A 23435-nucleotide genomic window follows, 5' to 3' on the forward strand; every position below is an offset into this window, starting at 1 on the left:
GTTGGTCAGATAGAACGCACATCGGAAGATTCAAAGGTAAAACCTTTTCGCAGCAAACGGCGAACCCGCAAATCGTAGTGGATCTTGTTAAAGATCCCGTCCTGTAAGGGATCTTTAACAAGATCCACTACCCGAATCACTGTAAGGGATCTTTGACAAGATCCACTACCCAAATCACGGTTTGGGATCTTTAATTGAATTTAGTGCAACTTATCAAGAGGTGTTTTATGTTCCAGCGATTGAATGCATTGGCTGCTGTTGCTGCGATGATGTGTGTTGTCACGTCGTGTCCGGCTGTCACGCCGGACGAGATGAGTCGGGCGATTCCTGAGAAGCTGGATCACCCCTATCTCTATTTTTCCGCGGAAGACATACCTGATTTACAAGCGCGGACCAGGGACGATGAGGTGTGCAAATCCATCTACACCCGGCTTCTGGCGAAAGGCCAAAAGCTTCTGACAACGGAAGTCGAGACAACGGCTCCCCGAGAGGACAAGAACCCCCGCTACACCGGCGACTGGAGCTACCATAAGTATATTGATCGCAACTGGGATAGTGCGCTAACCCTAGCGTTTCTCTATCAGATGACGGGAGAGGCGAAGTACGCCGAAAAGTCTTTCGAGTTTGCCGATGTCGTGTGTGATGTTACGCATTGGGAGGATCGTGCCCACCAGTTCCCGATCATCTACAGCCGTGTCATGCCTTGGAATGTCCCCGACGACCAGGTGGTGTTCAACTACGATCTCTACACGGCCCATACCGCTCACGCGATGAGCTTGGTCTACGATTGGATCTATGATTGGATGAATGTGCGACAACGAGACCGGATCCGTGGCGCTCTTCTCGAAAAGGCGATCTTACGGGTTCGAGGGAACTGGGACTATCATTGGTGGGCTCATGCCTATCGATGTAACTGGGTGGCCCACTGCTCGAGTGGAGCCGGATTGGCCTCCATGGCGTTGCTGACCGAGGATCCGCAACTGATCGATGTGGTGGCCGAGTCCTACAACCGAGTCTGGAGATGCTTTGACGAGATCGGCATCGATGGTGGTTGGCAGGAGGGAACGGGATACTCGCGAGACATTTATGAATGGGCGGTGAAGTATGGAATGCCGCTCAAGCGGATGACCAGCGGCGAGTACACGCTACTGAACCATCCTAAGATCAATGAACACCCGGTGAGCTTTCTGCTGTGGACGCTGCTGCCGCCGAATCAGAAAGTAGATTTTGGTGATACCGGAAGCCAGGTCATTCGTAAAAGCGCCGTGTTTAATGTGCTTGCGGAGGAAACGGGTTCTGCGGAGGCCGCCTGGTATGCAAAGAACATTTGCGCCAGCGATCGGAACAGTCTCTGGGATATCATCTTTCCGGTTACCACGGTGGAACCGGCACTACCCGAGATGAAGTCACGCCACTTCCGGACGATCGATTACGTGGTGATGCGTTCGAGCTTTACCGATACGGAAACGGTGACACTGTACTGTAAGGCCGGACGGCATACCGATCCGCATCACGGACACCTGGACTGCGGTGACTGGGGTGTCAACTACCGAGGTGAAATTTACATTAGAGGAATTGGCAACATTCCCTACGATGAAAAATGTTTCGATGATGTCCGATGGACCTATCCGCAAGCGGGCAGCCAAGGCCAGAATGTCATCTTCGTTAACGGCGAAAAGCAGATCCCCGGCAAATGGCGTGGCAAACCAATGGATGAAAGCATTGGCGGCGATGTGCTGGAGTATCGATATGGGGATGAGCGGGAATACATGTTGATGGATGGCACCAATGCCTATCCAAAGCAAGAACTCAAGAAATGGCGTCGACACTTTATTCTCGACAAGCCAGAGGTGACGGTCGTGCTCGATGAGATCGAGAGCGTCGCGGATGCAAAAATCGAAAGCCGCATTCATCCGATCGGCGACGTCGAAATTCCCGACGACCATTCCTATCTTCTTCTTAAAGGTCGACGCGGCAACATGGCGGTGATCACAGTAGCAAGCACCCCAATCCAGTACGCCCCCGATCGTCACTCCTTTCGAGCGGAGCAGAAAAATGCCAGGTTACGTCTTATCCCTTATGTTGATACGGAGCTCAACGCATCGGGAACCGAAACCACGATCTCGACGATTGTGCTGCCGGTGGAGGATGCAAACGAAGCACGCGCCGTGGCCGAATCGGTGAAACGATCCGTTGACGATGAGGGTGGACTGACGCTTTCATTCGCCGCCAAGGGCCAGACACACACGTATCACTATCAGCACAGCGATGACGGCTTGGTGCTGGCCCAGCAAGAAGGACTCCAGGACAACTGATGTTCTAAACAAGTACTCTGATGCGTTGAGCTGCGCAGTGGACAGAAAACAATATTTTTTCGCTGTGCAGGATTCTGGCCGGCTTCAGATTTTCATACGAAAGTTTAGTTGAGCAATGATGGTGAAACGACACGGATTCCTGTTCGGCCTGCTGGCCGTTTCAATAACGGTTTATGCGGATGTGGGTGAGATCGCCTTTGCTCCACGGATTTCTCCTAGGAATTTTCGCGCACCGTTCACAGTTGCGGAAGGATGGGGGACTTTCAGCCAGTCCATCCGTGACAAACAAATGCAGGCCAAACTCGAGCCGAAATGGGGGAGCCTTGTCGTCGGGCAAACAACGCTAGATCCTGGCAAAGTGGATATGCGAAAGGTGGTGGTTACCTGCGATGGAAAGCCATTGGCTGCGGCAGTCGATATGATTGAAAACAACGCGGTGGTTCGGCTCGAAGCTCCGGTGCAACTGCAAGAAAATCAAGAGCTGCGTTTGGTATTGGTTCCATACGAAGAGGAAACATCGAACGTAAAGACAGAACAATTTCCATCCTCAAGAAACAAACAGTAACGATGAGAATACTAATTGGTTTCGCATTCATTTTGACTTCCGCTATTTTCCAAAGCGCGGAAGCTGTAGAAATGGATGTGAACTGGGAACGCTTTTTAGCTCGTCATGACCTGGTCTGGACGGAGCTTCCAACCGCTTGGCATGACGGCCCGTTTCTCGGCAACGGCATGCTTGGCTCAATGATTCATCAGATGGATGATCATACGCTGCGAATTAGTCTCGGTCGCGCGGATATGGAAGAGCATCAGCCGCAAGGAACGGCCTTCATTAAAAACTCCCGCTTGCCGAACGGATATTTTACGCTGAAAACCGTCGGTAAAATGACGGGGTTTGCAGGCCGACTGGATCTTTATCATGCGGAAACCCGAGTGCAGGTAAAAACGGAGCTGGGAACCATTGACATTCGTGGGCTGGTTCACAGCAATGAGATGGTGATCTTCTATGATCTTGAGCCGTCTGATGGTGAGAAGGCATTCCAGCTGGATTTTGTTCCTCTCAAAGCCATCTCGCCGGCGCGTCTGCAGGCGGAGCTTGCCATCAAGGAACAGGGCAATCGAGCGCCGAGCAGCCGACTTGGGTGGGCGCAATCACCGTATAAATACAACCCCGACCCAACGCTAACCAAGCTGGACGGATTTTCCGTTTCCAAACAACCGCTGACCTGCGGCGGGGAGAACGGAACGGCATGGATCGTTAAAGAGCGGTCGAAGGGTCGCAAAGAGCTGTTCATTTCCATTGAACACAGCTACCCAGAGGCTACGGCTACGGCCGATGCGGTCGCCCATCTGAAGGCCATTGAAAATGAGCCGCTTGATCAGTTTGTTGCCAGGCATCGGAAATGGTGGCACGAGTATTATCCGCAGAGTTTCATCAGCATTGATGATACTCGCATGGAAAGCTTTTACTGGATCCAGGTTTACAAGTTTGGCTCTGGCGCGCGCAAAGGGCGGGCGTTCATGGATACCATGGGTCCCTGGATGGTAGAAAATACGGCTTGGGCAAATGGCTGGTTCAATCTGAATACACAGCTGTCCTACTGGTTCCTCTCAACCGCCAATCGGCTGGAAGTGGCGGAGAGCCTCTTTAGCAAACTCGATGAAAAGCTTCCCCAGCTGATCAAAAATATGCCGCCAGAGTGCGAAGGCAAGTGCGCTGGAATTAGTGCGATTACGCCGCAGACCTTTATCAGCCCAGTTGGCCGAGTTGGCGGCGGATATACCGGTGAGCTGCTGTGGACCTGCCATGATTACTGGCTCATGCTCCAACGCACCATGGATGCTCAGCGCAGCACCGAAAAGTTCTTCCCCTTGCTGAAGGCGACCGTCAATACCTATCTCTATTTGATGAAAGAGGGGAACGATGGAAAGATTCATCTGCCCAACACGAAAAATCCCGAATATGGCAACGGTGAGGACTGCAATTTCAATCTGGCACTATTCCGTTGGGGCTGTAAAACGCTCGTATACATCGATGAGCGATATGGCATCAATGATCCGCTGTTACCAACGTGGAAGGATGTCCTTGAACGTCTAGTGGATTATCCAGTCGATGAAACCGGATTTATGATCGCCAAGGGTTATCCCTTCGCGAAATCCCATCGCCATTACTCGCACCTGATGATGATCTATCCGTTGATCGAGGTAAGCTGGGATCAGCCCGAGAATCGTGAGCTGATCAAAAAATCGGTAGACCACTGGATCAATTATCCTGGCACTGGCAATGCGGGCTATTCGTTCAGCGGTGCGGCAGCGATGTATGCATTGATGGAGAACGGCGAAGAAGCGGCGCGGTATCTGGATATATTTATGCGAATGCAGGAGCTGTTCCCGCAGAGCCCAGGGAAGATCTGGTGTACGACCATGTACACGGAAACCGGGCGCATTCAGCCGGTCACGGAAACGCCGCTTTCGCTCTGCGATTCGATGCAGCTGATGCTGTTGCAAAGCAGAGGAGATAAAACCCTGGTGTTCCCGGCGGTTCCCGCGTCATGGAAGAACGTCAGCTTTGCCGGACTCTTGGCAGCCGGCGGCTTTGAGGTCAGCGCGAAGCGTGCGAACGGCAAAACCGCGTTTGTCTGTATCAAGAGTAAGGCAGGTGAGCCGTGTCTGCTGCAGACCGATATCCAACTCAAGCGTGTTGAAGGCATTCCCGAATCAGCCGTTCAACAGGTGGAAGAGGGCCTGTTCAAAATTGACATGAAGAAAGGAGATCAGGTGACCTTCTTTGCGGACGGAGAGGTGAGCGCATCCGTCAGCCCGGTCAAGGCCGAGCCGGAAGACAGCAATACTTTTGGCTTGAACGAGCGATATAACCGAGAAGGCTGATTGAAGGTTCGGTAGATGTTCACGAGAAATACTATCGATGTTGTGAGAAAGGTAACCCTTCAGGATCGCGATCAATCGGAAGATTTCTCAGATGGAGAGCGTGCGAAGATGCGAGTCAGAAGATCGTTGTTGCGGATGCTGTCGAAGGATTTGTGAATCACTAGCGGACTGCGAGAGGACTAGCAGCAATTTTTTCCGGCCAAGCTCGTAGGTGATGTGTTTTCGAATCGACGTAATTAAGTCAAGTTGAAATTGAGCGTTAATGATGAAAGTCAAGATAGCAATGGTGAAGCCATTTGTTGCCGTGATGGCTGGGTTGTTCGTAGGGGCAGCCTCTTTATCAGGGGCACAGACGGATACGGTGGAGACGATGTCGCCGCCCGAGATCTGGGAGGGCTATGATCCTCGCGCGGAGCCGCTTGATGAGGAGGTCCTGAAGACCTGGGAGCAAGACGGGGTTCGCTATAAAGAGGTTTATTTTAACGGCGAGCAGTTTGACGGCGAGTATGTGCGGATTTACGGGATGTATGCGGCCCCCATCGGCGGCAAAAACCTGCCCGCTTTGGTTCACCTCCACGGAGGTGGGCAGACGGTTAATGAAAGCTGGCTCAAAACGCTGACCAGTCGCGGGTATGCAGTGATGACATTTAACTGGGGCGGTGAGTGGCCAAACCGGCAACGCTATACGTTATGGAATGGGGTCGAGAATGGTGACCATAAGAACCGAACACGACGCGAGGTGACCCTCCCCACCCCACGGAGCGACTCCTACTATCTGTGGACGCAGGCTTCGATGCGGGCGGTGACCTATCTGGAGCGACAGCCGGAGGTGAATCCGGACAAGATCGGGGCCTACGGCATCTCCATGGGCGGCTCGATGATGTGGAATATTGCCTTTGACTCGCGCATTGAGGCGGGTTGCGCGATCTATGGCACCGGGTGGAATACTTATACCTATGAAGATACAAGATATTCGGTCGGGATGCCGGAACATCAGCCCAGTGCAAATGATCTGCGCTGGCGTGCGTCGCTGGCTCCGGAGGCGTCGGCTCCCTATGTGAAGTTTCCCATGTTGTTTTTGAGCTCCACCAACGACCGTCACGGCTATATGGATCGTGCGGAGCAAACATTGGATTTGATTCCGGCAGGCGTGCCCAGGGCGTGGGCACTGACGCCGCGTTTACGCCATCATATCGGTTTGGATTTTGTCCATGACCTGCCTGCCTGGTTTGATGTGCACCTAAAGGGTGAGGGCGTCTGGCCGGACAATCCGGAAACGGCCATGACATTGGGGCAAAATGCGGTTCCTCAGTTTACGGTGAATCCGGCGAATAAGCAGGATGTGGTGAAGGTAGAGGTGTTCTACGGACTTGAAACGCCCTTCGCCGTTAATCGGCACTGGCGTAATGCAACGGTGCGTGAGTCCGGAGGCCGGTATATCGCAACGACCCCCGTGATGAACGCGGCCGAATATCTGTTTGCATTTGCGAATATCTTTTATAAATCGGGCGTCGTCATTTCGAGTCCGCTGGAAGCCGTGATCCCATCAACCATGGGTGCGGCGGCAACGATTAAGGAGCCCTCCCGTGTTTTCTACGACGGTCAGGAGGGGGTAGGAAGCTGGACGCGAAACTCGACCGGCACCGATCCAATTCCCGGACGAATCGATAAGCGGCTCATGGCGGCGGTGGGGCCAGAAGGCAAGCCTGGATTTTCTGCCGATCGCGTGAACCCTTTTACCTACGCGCCCAGTGATCCTGAGTTTCGCGCCCCCAAAGGGGCTTCGCTGCAGTTCGATATCAAAACAGAGACCGGCGAGGAATTTGCCGTGAAGTTGCACAAGAACTATTGGGTGGCTGACTTTCAGACCTATTCTTGCAAGGTTGACTTGGATGCGGATCGTGGATGGCAGACGGTGACCTTGCCGTCGTCCCGCTTTCAGAATGACAAAGGCGGCGCGTCGCTTGGTGACACGATCAATGAGGTGGGGGGACTGGAACTGTCACCGCAGAACAGAAAGTGGCAGGACACGAAGGTGATCTTTCGCAACTTCCGTTGGGTCGGGGGCGAGTACGTGCCTCATGTGCATGCGTATCGAAAGAAGGATGCCGAGTTAGTCGCAGGCGTAACCTCCAGCGATGACGCGGATCATTTACAGGATCATGAAGCCGTGAAATCAAACGATGGCAACGCGTCACACTCTGTAGACGCGTTGCGGAAGGAGGATGATGAATTCAGCAACTTGCGGAGGGTTAAAGAGGAGAGCGTTTTTAACATTAAAACCTACGGTGCCATTGGTGATGGGGTTGCCGTGAGTACGGAATCGGTTCAGAAGGCCATTGATGCCTGTCATGCTGCAGGAGGGGGAGTGGTTTGGGTTCCTACAGGCGAATACGTGATCGGCACGATCAGATTGAAAAGCAACATCACTCTCACCCTCGATCATGGAGCGAGCTTGCTGGGCAGTCAGGATTTTGCGGACTACGCCACCGATCTTACGAAACCCAGAGAAGGATGGGCTCAGTGTCTTATCTATGCCGAAGATGCTACTCACATAACGATAGAGGGGCTTGGGGTCATAGACGGCCGGGGAACGCGAGAAGCGTTTCCCTGGGGGAAAGGACCAAGTCCTCGACTGATGCGGATGGAAAACTGTGATCATCTTAAGTTTTCCGGTGTTACCTATCGAAGATCAGCGTTTTGGGGACTTCACTTAGTCGACTGTCGAAATGTTCATTTTGATGCGGTCACGATCTTCTCCAGAGAGAACAATCGCGGTAATGATGGCATCGATATGGATGGCTGCGAAAACGTATTGGTTGAAAATTGTGACATCAATTCTGGGGATGATGCCATTTGCCTAAAGAGTTCACTCAACCCTTGTAGAAACATTGTCGTCAGAAACTGTAAGGTATCGAGTGGTACCGCTCCTCTGAAATTTGGCGCCTCTTCATATGGTGGGTTCATCGATGTCCGTGTCACCAACTGTTACTTTTACGACAGTCCCTCGGGGGCCATTAAACTCGAATTGGTCGATGGCGGACGCCTAGAGAATGTAGCCATCTCCCGAATCGTTATGGAGGATGTGGGCAATCCAATTTTCATTCGCTTGGGCAGTCGAGGCCGCACGTACGACAAATCTCCTAAAGGTGACGAACGCGTTAGGGCAGAGGTGGGGTCGGTGAAGAATATCCGCATCAGCGACGTGGTGGCGGAAGTGACCATGGAAAACAAGACGAAAGCGATCTCCGACCTGACCGACAGAGAGAAGAGCAAGGCCGGTCCCATCATGATCACAGGCATTCCTGGCCACATGATTGAGGACGTTGTCCTCGAGAATATTAAAATCTCCTATCCGGGTTATGGTAGCGAAGAAGAAGCGAAGCGAGTTGTACCAGAGGATGAAGATCGCTATCCGGAGCAATTTTTCTTTGGAGTGCTACCGGCTTGGGGTGCCTATATCCGTCATGCCAAAAATGTCGAGTTCAACAACGTCGAGTTAACGCTCCGCGGCGAGGACGCGCGCCAGAAAATCGTATTGGATGATGTAATTTCATTCAATGAAATCAACTGAAAGTTTTCCCCTGCTATTTCATGAAAGGTTTACTAATGAATCGGCTCCACTTTAAAAATCAATCAGAGTTCATAACCCCAACGCACAAAGGCAAACGGCTTTTGCAGGTCGCGGTGGTTTTGGCAATCCTGATCCCCGGAACTCTCCACGCGGAACCTGCGGGGCCGGGCGACTGGTCCAAAGTGCGTCTTTTCGGCCACGCTTTCCGGAATGGCGACTATACGCCGGAACAATACGCGTTCATCCGGGACAATTTCCATATTTTCACGATTGAAAAGCGGCATGCAAAGGATATTTACGGCGCAACGAGTACTGAAAAAGCTGCCGCGGAAACCGCAAAGAAACTCGTGCAGAACAACCCGGACATGCGCGTACTTTTCTACTGGAGTACCAACACAGCCTATAGCCAATTCTATACCACCATTCGGGATATGGTTGCACAACACCCGGACTGGGTAGAGGAGGTTCGCAAAGGAACCGTCCGCTGGACCTATCCCAATGAAACCGCCCGCAACTGGTGGGCGGATACGGCTGACCAAGTGGTCAAAGAGAGTGCATTGAACGGGGTTTTCGGCGACGGCGCTCCTGGAGCCAACGCGCGCGGCCAATTGGAAAGTGTAGAGGCCTGCCTGGATCGACTATCCAGTTTCGCCATCTACAATGGCTACCGAGTCCAAACCCCCACCCGATGCGCCGCCGGGGCCAGCACGCTCGCTCATGCGGACGGCGTTTTTTGCGAAGCTTTTTTTCGTTCCAGTGTCGAGACCGCGGATGAAGGCGTGAAGCTGATGGAGGAACTGTTAGCCATTCCATCCGACAAATACATTCTTTGTCGCGGAGCCGGTGACAGCCCCTTTGGCTCTACCCACGACTTTACACTCGCCTGCTACCTAATCATCGCCAACGACTACTCTTTCTACAGTTGGGGTGGTCGCAGGAACTCCTATGCCGCAGACGACTCGCTCATTTACTGGTCCGAAGATTTCGATCGAGAGATCGGAAAACCGCTGGGCAAGGCCACTCGAGACGGCTACGTTTATCATCGGGAATTTGAACACTGTAGCGTCAATGTAGACTTGGAAGCAAAGACGTCGTCCATTACTTGGAAACCCGTGGATAAAGCTTTAACGCAGCCAAAAGATGCTTTAAACGAATAAACCAAAATGCGAACCAATAGAAACTTCAAATTGCAAGGACAACAAAGATGAAGATCGTTTTTAACTTGGCGTTTGTTTTACTGTTTCCAATGGGTTGCTGGGCCGTGGACAACCTGTCTCATGTACCGCAAATCAATGAAACCCAAGACGAGCGTGACAAACGCATGGAGTGGTTCCGTGATGCCAAGTTTGGTCTTTTTGTTCACTGGGGTCCCTGCAGTATTACGCAGACGGAAATCAGTTGGGGACGGGATGCCGAACGTACCATGGATATCCGGAATGGGGCCAAGCCTTCCGAGCAAGTCGAACGCTACGGACATGATTTCTACATCCCTGGGGATCTGTACGACAGTTTGTACAAGTATTTTAACCCGGTGAAGTTTGATGCGGATCAGTGGGTGCAGACCGCTCGTGATGCGGGGATGCAGTACATCGTGTTCACGGCGAAACACCATGATGGCTTTTCCAATTATCACACCAAACTGTCTGACCACTCGATCGCGAACACACCCTTTCAGAGGGATATCGTCAAAGAGTTGACCGATGCCTGTCATAAGGTCGGGATGAAGGTAGGACTCTATTATTCCACACGTGATTGGTATCACTCTGACTACTTGGTCGGTGACAACGTGGAATATGATACCTTCTACCGTGGCCAAGTGGAGGAACTGCTGACGAACTACGGTGACGTGGATGTGATCTGGTTTGATCATGTCGGTGGCAGGGATTGGAGCAAGTGGAAGTTCGATGAACTCTTCGCGATGATGTATGAGCGCAATCCCGATTTAATCATCAACGATCGCGGGGCAAAATTTTGTGGTCCCAGAACCCCAGAGGACAAGGGTCCGCCCACGGCTGAAATCGAGACCATGACCAAGGGTGATTTCTATACACCGGAGGGACGAATTGGAAAAATGGACATTGCCAAGGATTGGGAGTCCTGCATTCATGTCGGCAAGGGCTGGTCCTATCGCGGTGAGGGAGGATTCAAAACGCCGGAAGAGTGCATTCAAATGCTGGTGAGTTGCACCACCGGAGGTGGTAACCTGCTGTTGAACTTTGGCCCCCGTCCGGACGGGACGTTTACCGATGCGGAGACCCAGGTTGCGATGGCGATGGGCCAGTGGCTGAAGACTTATGGCGATGCCATCTACGGCACTCGGGGGGGGCCTTATCGCAACGGAACTTGGGGCGGATCCTGCCACAAGGGCGACAAACTCTACCTGCATGTATTGGAGTGGCCAGCGGATGGCTTGGTGTTGGATGCACTGCCTGCCAAGGTCCTCTCGGCTCGCACTCTAACCGACGGGAAAGTCACCTTCTCACAGAGTGATAAGGAATTGGCAGTTAATGTGGCGTCAAGCGATCGCGAGACCCCCGTTACCGTTATTGAATTGACGCTTGACCAAACGCTCTCGCCCGGAACGATCGTCGGTAGCGTCCGCTAAACAAACAGAAGACCCATTATGAAATTTTCACCAACGATCATTTCAGTACTATTGCTCATCGTGTCGGCCACCGTTTGTACGGCCCAACAGGGGGCGAACCAACCCAATGTCCTATTCATCTTTGGGGATGACTGGGGTTATGGAGACTTGGGTTGCTATGGACATACCGAACTGGCAACACCCAACCTGGATAAGCTTGCTTCGCAAGGCACCAAGTACACCCAGTTCCATGTCACGAGCGGCGTATGCTCGCCAAGCAGAACTTCGGTGATCACCGGACATTTCCCGGCACGGCATCGGGTACACGGGCACTTTGCCGGTAACGTACCGAATGCCCGTCGAGGCATGCCTAACTGGCTCGATGAAACGTTGCCCGTATACTTGCCACGACTCATGCGGGAAGCAGGCTATAAGACGGGCCATTTTGGCAAATGGCATCTGGGTGGGGGAGGACTACCGCACGGTGATCTGTCTGCTCCGGAACCCGCTCCGGAACTCAAGGAGTACGGATATGATGAGCCCCGGGTCTGGAACGGCAATGGTCCGACTTGGAATGGCGATCAGTTATGGCCGACGACCCGATACATGGATGATGACCGAGTGTGGGTGCAAAACTCAAGTCGGCTTGCTGTCGATGCAACCATCGATTTCATCGAGAGGAATCGAGACAAGGGACCCGTGTTTGTCAATCTCTGGCTAAAGGACCCACACGGTCCGATCTGGCCCAGCGAAGAACAAAAGGAACCCTATAAGCATCTGGATGCGGACAAGGAAAAGTATTACGCCGTCATTACCGATGCCGACCATCACATCGGACGATTGATGAAAGCACTCAATCAAATGGGCATCGAGGAAAATACACTGGTCATGTTCAGTAGCGACAACGGTCCCTCGCCCAACAGCACCCTGAACGAGTTAGCAGGCTGCTAGCGATGTGGGATCAATGGAAGAGCAGCTTACCAGAATAAAGAATCGGCACCACAAATTGGATTGAGATAACTTATGATGAAAAGGATAAACAACGGGCAATGGATCGCTGTTTTGCTCTGCTGCACATTTTCGTGCACCGCCGAGAAAGTGTCGGGAGCACCAATTCAGGGAAAGGCAAAGACTAATTTTCTACAAATCCTGACCGATGACCAGGGCTGGGGTGATCTTGGTTCTTTTGGTCACGTCTTTATCAAAACGCCCAACATTGACCGACTCGCAGAGGAAGGACTCAAATTTGTCCAATGCTATTCATCGGCTGCGGTGTGCTCTCCTTCACGTGCATCGATCCTGACGGGAAGAACACCCTTTAGAAACGGTGTTTATCGGTTCATACCCGCGGACCATTTCTGTTATCTCCAAAGCGATGAAGTCACGCTGCCGCAACTCTTAAGAAAGCATGGTTACCAAACGGCTCATTTTGGAAAATGGCATCTCAGCCATTTCACCGAGGAAAGGATCGAAGTCGAAAACGAGTGGCCGCAACGATTCAAGAACTATGGCTTCAGCACCGATCCGATGCAACCCACCATGGACGACTATGGCTACGACTACTGGCTAGCAACGGGAAATGTGGCGCGGCCATGTCATAAAGATCCGGAAAACTTTTTCCTCAATGGAAAACCAATGGGCTTGATGGAAGGTTACTCTGCTCAAATCGTCGCTAAAGAGCTCATTGAGTGGTTGCGTGACCATCGAGAAGACAGCAAACCCTTTTTCATCACCCTCTGGTTTCATGAGCCTCACGGGCCGATTGAGAGTGATCCCCGATTGATGGAGCGATACAACGATGACGTGGAAGACCCAAACCTAAAGCAATACTTTGCCAGTGTCACACAAATCGATGAGGCGGTAGGAGAGATCGTTCAGGCTCTGAAGGACGAAGGCGTTTACGATGACACGTTGGTTTGGTACACGAGCGATAACGGGCCGGAAGGGGATACCGAATACGGATCGCCTAGTAAGAAGAATAACCTGTGGCGTGACCGATATCGCGGTAGCACGGGCGGGTTGCGTGGGCGCAAACGACATACCCATGAAGGCGGCATCCGTGTGCCGGGAATCATCTCCTGGCCTGCCGGATTTAAGCGGAGCGGAGTACAGCCGGGCGGTATTTCGGATGAACCCATTATCGGTTCCGATGTGTTCCCAACTTTGCTTGAGATCGCAGGCATTGAGCTGCCGGAAAATGTCACCTTGGACGCCACCTCCATTGTGCCAATCCTGGAAAACAAAAAGTTCCAGCGCAAACAGCCTCTCTACTGGAGGAATACCAGCCATGAATTTCGTATTGCATTACGCGAGGGCGACTGGAAAATCCTGGCGAAATCAGATCAAACCGGTTTTGAATTATACAACTTGGCGATCGATCCCAGAGAAACCACCGATCTCTCTGCCCATGAACCTGCACGGTTTGAACGATTGAAAAAAGCACTGATTGAATATGACAATGAAGTGCTCAACGAAGGTCCTGATTGGTGGAAGAAGGAACGAGGTTTGAAAGACATGCCGTTGTATAGGTCAAACTGAATTCACGCATTGAACCAAAATTTATTTTGATAAACAGGAAAGAAAACAATGAGTAACTTAAGATTTGGGTCAGTATGTAAGGGTGTTATCGTCGGTAGCTTTTTCTGCCTAAACGCCCTTTCCGTTTCCGCTGCATCGTATCAGCCGACAGAACAGCATTCCGTTGATCTATCCGATGGTGCAACCGTGAGCTCCCAACCCGTTCAGACCAGCCCGTTCACGGCCTCGACGGAAAAGCCTGGCGCCGTGGTTACGGTTAAACTGGATGAGGTGGTTCACCCCAAGCTGGCGGGTATTGGTGGCGCCTTTAATGAAATTGGCGGCGATGCCTTTATGAGCCTTCCGGAGAAGAACCAAAAGGCTGTAGCCGAAGCGTTGTTCAACCCGGAAAAGGGTGCCGGCCTCACCGTATGCCGTACGGCGGTCGGCTCTTCGGATTTCGGACTGAGCGAATACAGCTATAGCGAAACGGCTGACGATTATGAGATGGAGCATTTCTCAGTCGAGCGGGACACGAAGTCGGTGATCCCCTTTATTCTTGCAGCCAAGGCTGAGAATCCGGGCCTGCGCATCTTTGCCTCTCCTTGGAGTCCGCCGGGGTGGATGAAAGAAAGTGGAAAAATGGATGGCGGCAGGCTGCCAGGCAAAGTCGACAATCCCCTGAACGTCCTCAAGTCGGATCCCAAAATTTATGAGGCCTACGCACTCTATTTTTCCAAATATGTGCAGGCCTATGCAAAGCATGGTGTGACCGTTGAACGGCTCCTCGTTCAAAACGAGACCGACATGAGTCCGACATATCCCGGATGCAACATGTTGCCGGAGGAGATGTCGGAACTGATTCTAAAATATATACGTCCACAGTTTGAAAAGGATGGTTTAGAGACAGAGATCTGGGCTGGGACTTTTCGCGGACGGGGTGGAAATGCGCGGAACGATGCAGCCGCATTTATGAAGCTGGAAGGCCGAAAAGCGATCGATGGGCTGGGTTTGCAATATTGCAGGGCGAATATTACGAAGGCCTTGCACACTGACTATCCTGAGATGCCGTTGATGCATACCGAAGGAGCTTGCCAGAATGGTAAAAATTCGATGGCCCAGGCTCGCGGTCGCTTTGCCGAGGTTGCTGAATGGCTCTACAGTGGAACGGAGAATTATTGCTACTGGAACATGGTTCTTAATGAAACGTCGAAAAGCGCCTGGGATTGGAAACAAAACAGTCTGATGATCATTGACCGAGAATCCGGAGAGATCACCTATACCAGCGACTTTGCTCCCATTGCACTATTGAGCCGCCATATTCGTCCCGGTGATCAGCTGCTGAACGTTGAAACGTCGGACGATACGCCTGCGATTGCCGTACGCAGTGGAGAACGATTGGTTGTCTTTGTGCAGAACGATGCCGAGACTTCGGTAACGAAAGAAATCAATATTGTGGGTGACACCGTATCGGTTGAAATTCCTGCTCGCCAATTGCGTGCCTTTGTGTTTACAGGTGCGGAATGAAACGGGCTGCTTTAGTAATACTGATGGCCGTTGTGGTCGGAGAATTTGCGGCGGTCCCTGCGATCTCTGCTGAGATAACCAAACCTGCATCTGGACGAGAAGATTCGAAGGTTTTTGATGTGAAAACCTTTGGGGCCGTTGGTGACGGAAAGACGCTAGATACCGAGGCACTGCAGGCAGCGATCGATGCCTGCACCCAGGCCGGTGGTGGAACCGTGTGGGTGCCTGCCGGTGAATATGTGTCTGGTACGCTGCAGTTAAAAAGCAACGTGACGCTATCGTTAGACCACGGCGCGGCCATTCTGGGCAGTCTGGATCTCAAGGATTATCCTGTTGACAAACTCCGGCCGTCACGTGAAGGGAATTCCGAATGCCTTCTTTACGCCGAGGATGCAACCAACATCCGGTTGGAAGGATTGGGAACCATCAATGGTCGCGGCAAGCCGAAGTTTTTCCCAATCAACGCGGGGCTGAATGGTGCGGATAATCGGCCGCGATTAATCCGATTCGAGAACTGTGAAAAGCTCACCTTCTCCGGCCTAACATATCGAAACCCCGCTTTTTGGGGGATCCATCTGGTGGATTGCCGCGACGTCCATTTTACGGGCGTGAAGATCCGATTCCGCAACAACCACTCGAACAACGATGGGATCGACCTCGATGCCTGCGAGAATGTACTGATCGAAAACTGCGATATTCTCTCCGGCGATGATGCGATCTGTCTGAAAAGCACCCTAAATCCATGTCGGGACATTGTGGTACGCAACTGCGTCGTCAGCAGTCACACGGCTGCCCTGAAGTTAGGGACGTCTTCGACGGGCGGCTATATCGACGTGGATGTCTCCAATTGCCACTTCTACGATTGCCCCATGGGCGGTATCAAACTCCAGATTGTGGATGGAGGACGGATGGAGAACATCAATATCAGGCGTATCGTGATGGACGATGTTGGCTCGCCGCTCTTTATCCGACTGGGAAATCGCGGGCGGACATACGCCGGGAACACGCACACCGGTCCGGACACCGGCAGTGGCCAAGCGGAAGGGGCTACGGTCGGATCCGTGAAAGGGGTGCGAATCGGTGACGTGGTGGCGACGGTGACGTTCGAGGCCAGAGATCGGGTTGCAAAGGCTCAGGCCCAAGGCGATGTTTCCATGAATTTTCCGGAACCTGGCTACCGAATCGAGGCGCAAGCCGGGCCAATCATGATTGCCGGTATCCCGGGACACTACATTGAAGACGTGATGCTGGAGAATATTCAGGTCTCCTATCCGGGCGGCGGCACTCTGGAAGATACCGAGCACGAGGTTCCCGAGGATATTGCCCGCTATCCCGAGCAGTATTTCTTCGGAGTGCTTCCGGCTTGGGGAGCCTATATCCGCCATGCCAAAAACATTGAGTTCAGAAACGTGAAGATGAGCACACGTGCTCCGGATGCACGTGAGCGAATTGTCCTCGATGATGTTGACGGATTCGTTGACCAATAGAACGTGATGAATATCCAGCGCAACGAACATCGTCCCCGAGTCTAGGAAAGGACTTGGGGATTTTCAAAAGAGGAAAAACAAGGAGACATATTTTGAGACCGATAGTAAATATCTTATCAGCCGCAGTCTTGCTTTGTACGATTCTTCCCTGTTCAGGACAAACGAACGACAATGATTCAGCAAAGCTTAAACCGAAAAAGACAAACTTCCTGCAAATTTTGACGGATGACCAGGGCTGGGGCGATCTCGAATCTTATGGCCATGTTTTTTTGAAAACCCCCAACATCGACCGCTTAGCAGGCGAGGGCATCAAGTTTACCCATTGCTATGCATCCGCTGCGGTTTGTTCTCCATCTCGCTCTTCGATCCTCACCGGAAGAACGCCCTATAGGAATGGTGTCTTCCGATGGATACCCGCTGACCATTACTGTTATTTGGCAAGCGACGAGATCACTTTACCTCAGCTATTGAGAGACAACGGCTATCAAACCGCTCATTTTGGAAAATGGCACCTAAGCCATTTTTCAGAGGAACCGTTGGAGGAAAGGACCCAGCCTCAAGGGTTCAAGAATTTCGGTTTTGGCAACGCCCCTGATCAGCCTTCCATGGACGACTATGGTTATGACTACTGGTTTGCAACGGGGAATGTGGCGCGGCCATGTCACAAAGACCCAAACAATTTCTTCCTCAATGGAAAGGCAATGGGATTGATGGAGGGATTTTCTGCCCAAATCGTCGCAACGGAAGTCGTCAAGTGGCTGCGCGAACACAGAACGCCCCATCAACCCTTCTTTATGACGCTCTGGTTCCATGAACCGCATGGCCCGATCGAAAGTGATCCCAAATTCATACAAAGATACAAGCAAGTCAACGACCCGAGCTTTCAGCAGTATTTAGCCAATGTGACGCAAATCGACGAAGCGGTTGGCGAAGTTCTACAAGCCCTGAAAGCGGAAGGCGTTTATGACGACACCTTGATTTGGTACACCAGCGATAACGGGCCAGAAGGACCGCACGAATTTGGTTCCTTCAACAACGAGAATCACATTGGTGGACCGCGTTACCGCGGGAGCACCGGTGGATTGCGAGGACGTAAACGCGATACCCACGAAGGTGGAATTCGCGTTCCGGGAATCATCTCCTGGCCCGCCGGATTCGCACGACATGGGCTAAAGCCAGGAGGCATTTCGGATGAGCCGATTATCGGTTCCGATGTTTTCCCGACTTTACTTGAGTTAGCAGGCGTCGATCTACCAGAGAATGTCACCCTTGATTCCGCATCGATCGTGCCCATTTTGGAAAACAAGGCATTCCAGCGACCGAGACCGCTTTACTGGCGCAATTATCTCCGAGAGTTCAATATCGCTCTGCGCGAGGGCGATTGGAAGATCATTGGAAAATCGGATCGCAGCGAGTTTGAATTATACAATTTGGCGATCGATCCCCGGGAAACGACCGATCTGTCTGCCCATGAGCCGGCATTGTTTGAGCGGCTAAAACGAGAACTCGTCGAATACGATAACGGAGTGCTCAACGAAGGCCCGGATTGGTGGAAACAGGACAAAAGTGCAACGGAGATGCCACGCAGGTAAATGCGATTGATCGTATTGGCAGAGAGGGAGTCGTCGGATGGCCCACAAATTTAGTGTAAGAATCAATCAGGTTTGACTCATAATGAAAAGATCGATATTCGTTCCGCTCACGGTAGCGTTGTCGATTCACGTTTGTACGGTCGATCGCGAGAAAACGCTCCTAACCAAAGAAAGCAAATGAGAAGAGAAATTATCGTATCCGTTATCGTGCTAGGCTGGCTCAGTTTGCCAGTTTTTTGTTGGGCGTCGGATCCCTTTTGGACGGACTATTTTGAAGCGGAAACCTTTAGCACTCAGACCGGAGGAAACAAGGCCAGCAGCGAGTATTTCCCCTACATTGGAAACGGCTATTTGGAGATGGGAGGGCAAGGGGCGACTGTGACTTGGGATAGCATCACGGTCCCCAAAGCGGGCACGTATACGCTAATCTTGAAGTATGCCAACAACACCGAACACGAACTCCCCTGTGATCTAAAGGTCAATGGCGTCTTCATCAAGAACATTCCTTTTGGTGAATTCAAAAAGAACTGGCATGTCCCCAGGCCCGAAGCGACCGAGTACACCCCTGAAACCGTTGGCTGGGCGAAGTATTGGAATGCGCGAGTCATGGTCGATCTAAATGCCGGCAACAATACCGTTGAGCTGACGGCGACTTCGGAAAAGGGTGGCCCCCACATCGATAACATAGCTGTGAGCACGGCCATCCGTGAACCGCCTGCGCCTGTCATCCATGTGAAAGATCATGGTGCCGTGGGCGATGGCAGTACGGATAACACCGAAGCGATTGCCAATGCCATCGCTGCGTGTCCTTCCGGAGGCTCCGTCGTTTTCGATGAGGGAATCTATATGACCGGATCGGTTACCTTGAAAGCAGATGTGACGCTTTGGGTTTCTGAAAATGCAGTCATACGAGCCGTCAAGGATAATGATAAAATCCAAACCTATCCCGAAGGGTCGTTTCAAGGCGAATACATTACGAGATACTTCTTGTTCGGAAACGAAGTGGATAACTTAACGATCACCGGTGGAGGGACGATCGACCTTAACACCACAGAGAGAATTCCTGGCAGGGCCAATACCCGCCGTCCGGCAATATTGGGATGGGCGAATTCGAAAAATGTTAGAGTCACCAACGTCGACCTGATCCAGGGTGATTTCTGGGCTTTTGTCCCTCAGAAATCCGATCATGTCATTATTGATGGCATCAATCTTTTCAACATAAATAAAGATGGCATCACCCCTATCGATTGTCACGACATATCGATTACCAATTCCGTTATTTCAAGCGGGGACGATGCGATGTGCCCCAAGAGCTATGATCCGTCCAAGGGGATTGATAAGTTGGTGGTGAAGAATTTGACCATCAACTATACCAAGTGGAAGGGATTCAAGTATGGAGGCTCCACCAAGGGAGATTTCACCAACTCCATCATTGAAGACGTTGCCATGGTCCATACGCATAGCGGTTTGGCCCTGTACGCCATGAGCGGCTGCAACGTCACGAACATCAAGTTCAACCGTATCAAAATGAATAATGTACAAACTCCCTTTTTCATTGTTCGGGACGCTGCGGCATCAACGGATACACCCGGGATGCGCGACATTCACATCTCCAATTTTGAGGTCAGGAATGTCTATGGGCAAGAAGGCAGCTCGATTCAGGGAACGGAAAGAGATGGCGAGGTCTATCCCATTAGAAATATCTATCTCACGAATGTAAGCGTGAAAGACTTCAAAGGCGGTTTAAAAACAGTGCCTGGCACGCCACAGGAATTTCCAGGCCGCTACCCCGAGACCACGGTTTTTGGGAACTTCCCCGCCTGGGGCTATTTCATCCGGCATGCTGAAAACGTGGTGTTTCATCATGTGACTCATTCGGTTGCACCTGCAGACGCTAGGCAGGATGTTGTGCTGGAAGATGTGGTCTCCTTTGAAGAAGTGAAATAAGCGATGCGAAAACCGCCGTTGCTGGCGGCCCTTCCGCACGCTCCATCCCTCAAGTGAAACAAAAAGAATGAATTCGAACAAGATATGCAGCTTCATGATTTGTGTGTTGTGTTTGGCTCTACCTGGGCCGGCCTTTGCTGCGTCAGAACTCTCCTTTGATGCCTCGGCCCAACCCTCCAAACTGGTGCTGGGCGGCAAGAATTTCCTGGCCTCGGATGCTTCAACGGGATTCAATCTACGCTATTCCCAGGGCAGGGAGGTCACCAATACACGTCTTAGCCAGATATCCAGATCAGGCAACACCATCAAAGTGTCGCATCCTGATGGCACGCCAGAATTCACCTTGCAAATCGACACCCACCCCAATCACTTGGCCATCCATCTGCTAGACGCCAAGGGTATTGGAACAGGCCGAAACTATAGCTTGAGTTTGGAACTCGATGCTACCGATGTGGCCGCCTATACGCTCAATGACTTAATGACGGTCAATGCAGGAAATCAAAGAAGTAGAGGGCGAGGAAGAACCGGAGCAAGTGGAAACCAGACCGTACTAAGATGGCCCTATCTCTGGGGCAGGCCACGCCCCAATGGGACGCGCGGCAGCGTGGTCCTCTACGACAATCGCCTGGGCGGTAGTGAACGCGATGCCGTTCTGGCCGAGATCTGGTCCGTCCAAAGTCATGCAGGCCACATGGTGCGTCCGGCGGGGCAGGCGTCGTGGACCCCAGCGGATGTGTTGGCCTGGGTGGATCGATGGGCGGCGAAATTTTCAAAATTAGCGACCGTTAGCGTGGGCGCGAAGAACAAGGCAGAAGTCTATGAAATGACGGACAAATACTTCATTCCCAGCGGGGCCAACCGTCTTTATATGTTCCCGTCGGTCTGGAGAGGCGAGTACAAGCTGAAGCACAAGTCCAATGAAGGGGTTAACACAAAAGTCTTTCCCAATGGAAAATCGGATCTGATCGCCTACAGTGAATACTTGGCCAAGCATGGTGGCCATCTGCAGCTCAAGAGTCTCGTGCCTCAGTTGGGACTCAATGACCAACGCTACTTCTCACCGACCTATGTGGAGCCCCGCTTGTTGAGTTGGGGCAGCGGCACGCTGGCGGAGGATATCGACCCCTCTGCCACCACCATTCGTTTTCGGCGCGGTCCAGGACATATGTGGGAGATATCGGATAAATTTACGAAGTGTATGCGCATTGGCAACGAGATGATCCAAGTGAACAAGATAAGTGGGACCGATGGTGAGCTGTGGACATTGACCGGATGCAAGCGAGGACACGCCGGAAGCACTGCAAAATCTCACCAAGCCGGGACGGAGATGATCGGGGCTGTCACCTCCTACGATTTCTTTCACTTCGCAGACGATTTTGGCCAACCCAATAGTCTTGCCGAAGAAGTCTTGACGGCATACGGAGACTTTCTCAACGAGATGAACGTGGGACATCTACACTTTGACGGTACCCACACGATGCCTGAGTGCCCCTGGTATCTCCGTGATTACTCAGACTTCCTTTACAGCAGGTTAGATCAACCGGTTACAGGCAGTATCGTCGGAGGGAGTGTCCCGGCTAACTTTGAAAAACAATTCAGCAAAGGTAAGGCCATCAGCGGGCAAACGGCTTATCACCTGCTGCGGATAGCCCCGCGACTACATGAACGCGGCCGCATACATACGGAGCTTGCGCCCAGTGCCCTTGATCTCCACTTTGATGTGTCCGACGGAGTCAGAATCGGTAGCCGCCGTCCAACCTTCTGTGGTGGACAAAGCGGCAAAATACTCACGTTGGAGATCATGAACCACTATGGATTGAGCGACTATGCGTTTCAGCTTTTTAAGGATTGGGTCGAACTGGCTCCCGTCTTTGATGAAGAGGATGCGGATTACGTGGCCGGCTTTTTACAAAAGCGGGGCAACCATTACACGGGTGAAGACGTCCTGGTGCTCAGCAAAAACGAAGAGGGAAACTATATCTACACGCCTCACCGTGTGATGGGACAGACTTCGGGAAGAGATCCTCTCATCAGTATCGACCAGGAATGGGGAGCGGTTCCCCGGTTCCAGAACATCAAGTCGCCAACAACTCTGGAGCTGCACAATCCTTATGCACAACAGGAGCCGCAGGTGGTGATACGCGTTGAACACGGTTCTGCGGCTCTGCAGGACCCTCTGATCAAGGTCAACGATGGAGGAGTGTTGTCCATCAAGGGTGAGGTTCAGCCCAACGAATACATGAAGTTTGAAGGGGGCAGCACCGCACAGATTTATGACAACAACTGGAACCTGCTACGTAGCCTGCCCGCAGTGACTCAATCCTTTACCGTCAACAAGGGAAGCAATGCCGTTACAACCTCAGCGGGCCGTGGTTCAAAAACCGCGGATCTTAGAGTACAGTTCATTACTCTCGGGCCGGTTTACGTGCTGGAGTCAAACAAGTATCTCCAATGACTCGTCACGCGCAGACGCTATCACATCACCAATGGGGTCCGCGAGTGGCTCAAACATCAATCTCGCAAACGCCCGACCAACGGTCTCCCCACCAGTTGACTTCACGTCACCCAATCTTTCATCCGGGCTGTCGCGGTGGAGACTCCAAGGTAGCTCCGTTTACCCGAGCGAAGCCGCCGTCGCCAGACGGTGGCCTGCGCTCGAGCAATTCGATTATTGACGTGGCTGGGGCTTCTAGCCCCAGTTGAGAAGAACGCTGCGGCGGGAAACCACGGCCACTCATCACGCAGCCAACGGCTTTTTGCAAAATGCCTTAGCCCGGATGATTCATGGGCTTGCAAATTGTTTTGCTAACGTCTACGCCTTCAAGCGTTTACGTTCATTGCTCGAAAAACAGTCTGCGTATTAGCCGTTTTGGCGTTAGCCCGGATTATTCACGAGCGTTCTGATTTGAGAACGTTTGAAAGAATTTGGGTGAGATTCGCTGGGGTAGGTGCTTTGGTGCTCGATCCGCGCGGACCGCCCCCTTACCCCCATTCAGAATTTCG

General features: G+C 52.1%; 13 protein-coding genes. All 13 read left to right on the forward strand.

Annotation, left to right across the window (positions count from 1 at the left end; translation table 11 throughout):
* Positions 1-227 precede the first annotated feature (227 nt).
* A complete protein-coding gene (locus tag Q31b_RS18775) occupies positions 228-2315 on the forward strand; it encodes a heparinase II/III domain-containing protein (RefSeq protein WP_146601185.1) in 2088 nt (695 codons plus the stop codon).
* 115 nt (positions 2316-2430) lie between these two features.
* On the forward strand, positions 2431-2880 hold the full coding sequence (locus tag Q31b_RS18780) for a hypothetical protein (RefSeq protein ID WP_146601186.1): 450 nt from the start codon (positions 2431-2433) through the stop codon (positions 2878-2880).
* A 2-nt stretch (positions 2881-2882) separates the two neighbouring features.
* Positions 2883-5204, forward strand: a complete 2322-nt coding sequence (locus tag Q31b_RS18785; protein WP_146601187.1) for a glycosyl hydrolase family 95 catalytic domain-containing protein — start codon at positions 2883-2885, stop codon at positions 5202-5204.
* A 262-nt stretch (positions 5205-5466) separates the two neighbouring features.
* A complete protein-coding gene (locus Q31b_RS18790; protein ID WP_146601188.1) occupies positions 5467-8778 on the forward strand; it encodes a glycosyl hydrolase family 28 protein in 3312 nt (1103 codons plus the stop codon).
* Between the two features lie 35 nt (positions 8779-8813).
* Positions 8814-9935, forward strand: a complete 1122-nt coding sequence (locus Q31b_RS18795; RefSeq protein WP_197171818.1) for a putative glycoside hydrolase — start codon at positions 8814-8816, stop codon at positions 9933-9935.
* Between the two features lie 47 nt (positions 9936-9982).
* Positions 9983-11383: an alpha-L-fucosidase gene (locus Q31b_RS18800; protein WP_146601190.1), complete on the forward strand. Its 1401-nt coding sequence runs from the start codon at positions 9983-9985 to the stop codon at positions 11381-11383.
* An 18-nt stretch (positions 11384-11401) separates the two neighbouring features.
* Entirely contained in the window at positions 11402-12313 is a 912-nt protein-coding gene (locus tag Q31b_RS18805) for a sulfatase family protein (protein ID WP_146601191.1), read from the forward strand.
* Positions 12314-12385: 72 nt separating this feature from the next.
* Positions 12386-13900 (forward strand): sulfatase family protein, encoded by a 1515-nt coding sequence (locus Q31b_RS18810; protein WP_146601192.1) that lies wholly within the window; start codon positions 12386-12388, stop codon positions 13898-13900.
* A 48-nt stretch (positions 13901-13948) separates the two neighbouring features.
* Complete coding sequence (locus tag Q31b_RS18815) at positions 13949-15406, forward strand: glycoside hydrolase family 30 protein (RefSeq protein WP_146601193.1); 1458 nt, start codon at positions 13949-13951, stop codon at positions 15404-15406.
* Between the two features lie 23 nt (positions 15407-15429).
* A complete protein-coding gene (locus tag Q31b_RS18820) occupies positions 15430-16893 on the forward strand; it encodes a glycoside hydrolase family 28 protein (protein WP_261343871.1) in 1464 nt (487 codons plus the stop codon).
* 92 nt (positions 16894-16985) lie between these two features.
* Positions 16986-18485: a sulfatase family protein gene (locus Q31b_RS18825; protein WP_197171820.1), complete on the forward strand. Its 1500-nt coding sequence runs from the start codon at positions 16986-16988 to the stop codon at positions 18483-18485.
* Between the two features lie 429 nt (positions 18486-18914).
* Positions 18915-20432, forward strand: a complete 1518-nt coding sequence (locus tag Q31b_RS18830; RefSeq protein ID WP_197171822.1) for a glycosyl hydrolase family 28 protein — start codon at positions 18915-18917, stop codon at positions 20430-20432.
* Positions 20433-20499: 67 nt separating this feature from the next.
* Positions 20500-22887 (forward strand): hypothetical protein, encoded by a 2388-nt coding sequence (locus Q31b_RS18835; RefSeq protein WP_146601197.1) that lies wholly within the window; start codon positions 20500-20502, stop codon positions 22885-22887.
* Positions 22888-23435: the final 548 nt, after the last annotated feature.

The sequence above is a fragment of the Novipirellula aureliae genome (assembly GCF_007860185.1).
Lineage (GTDB): Bacteria > Planctomycetota > Planctomycetia > Pirellulales > Pirellulaceae > Novipirellula_A > Novipirellula_A aureliae.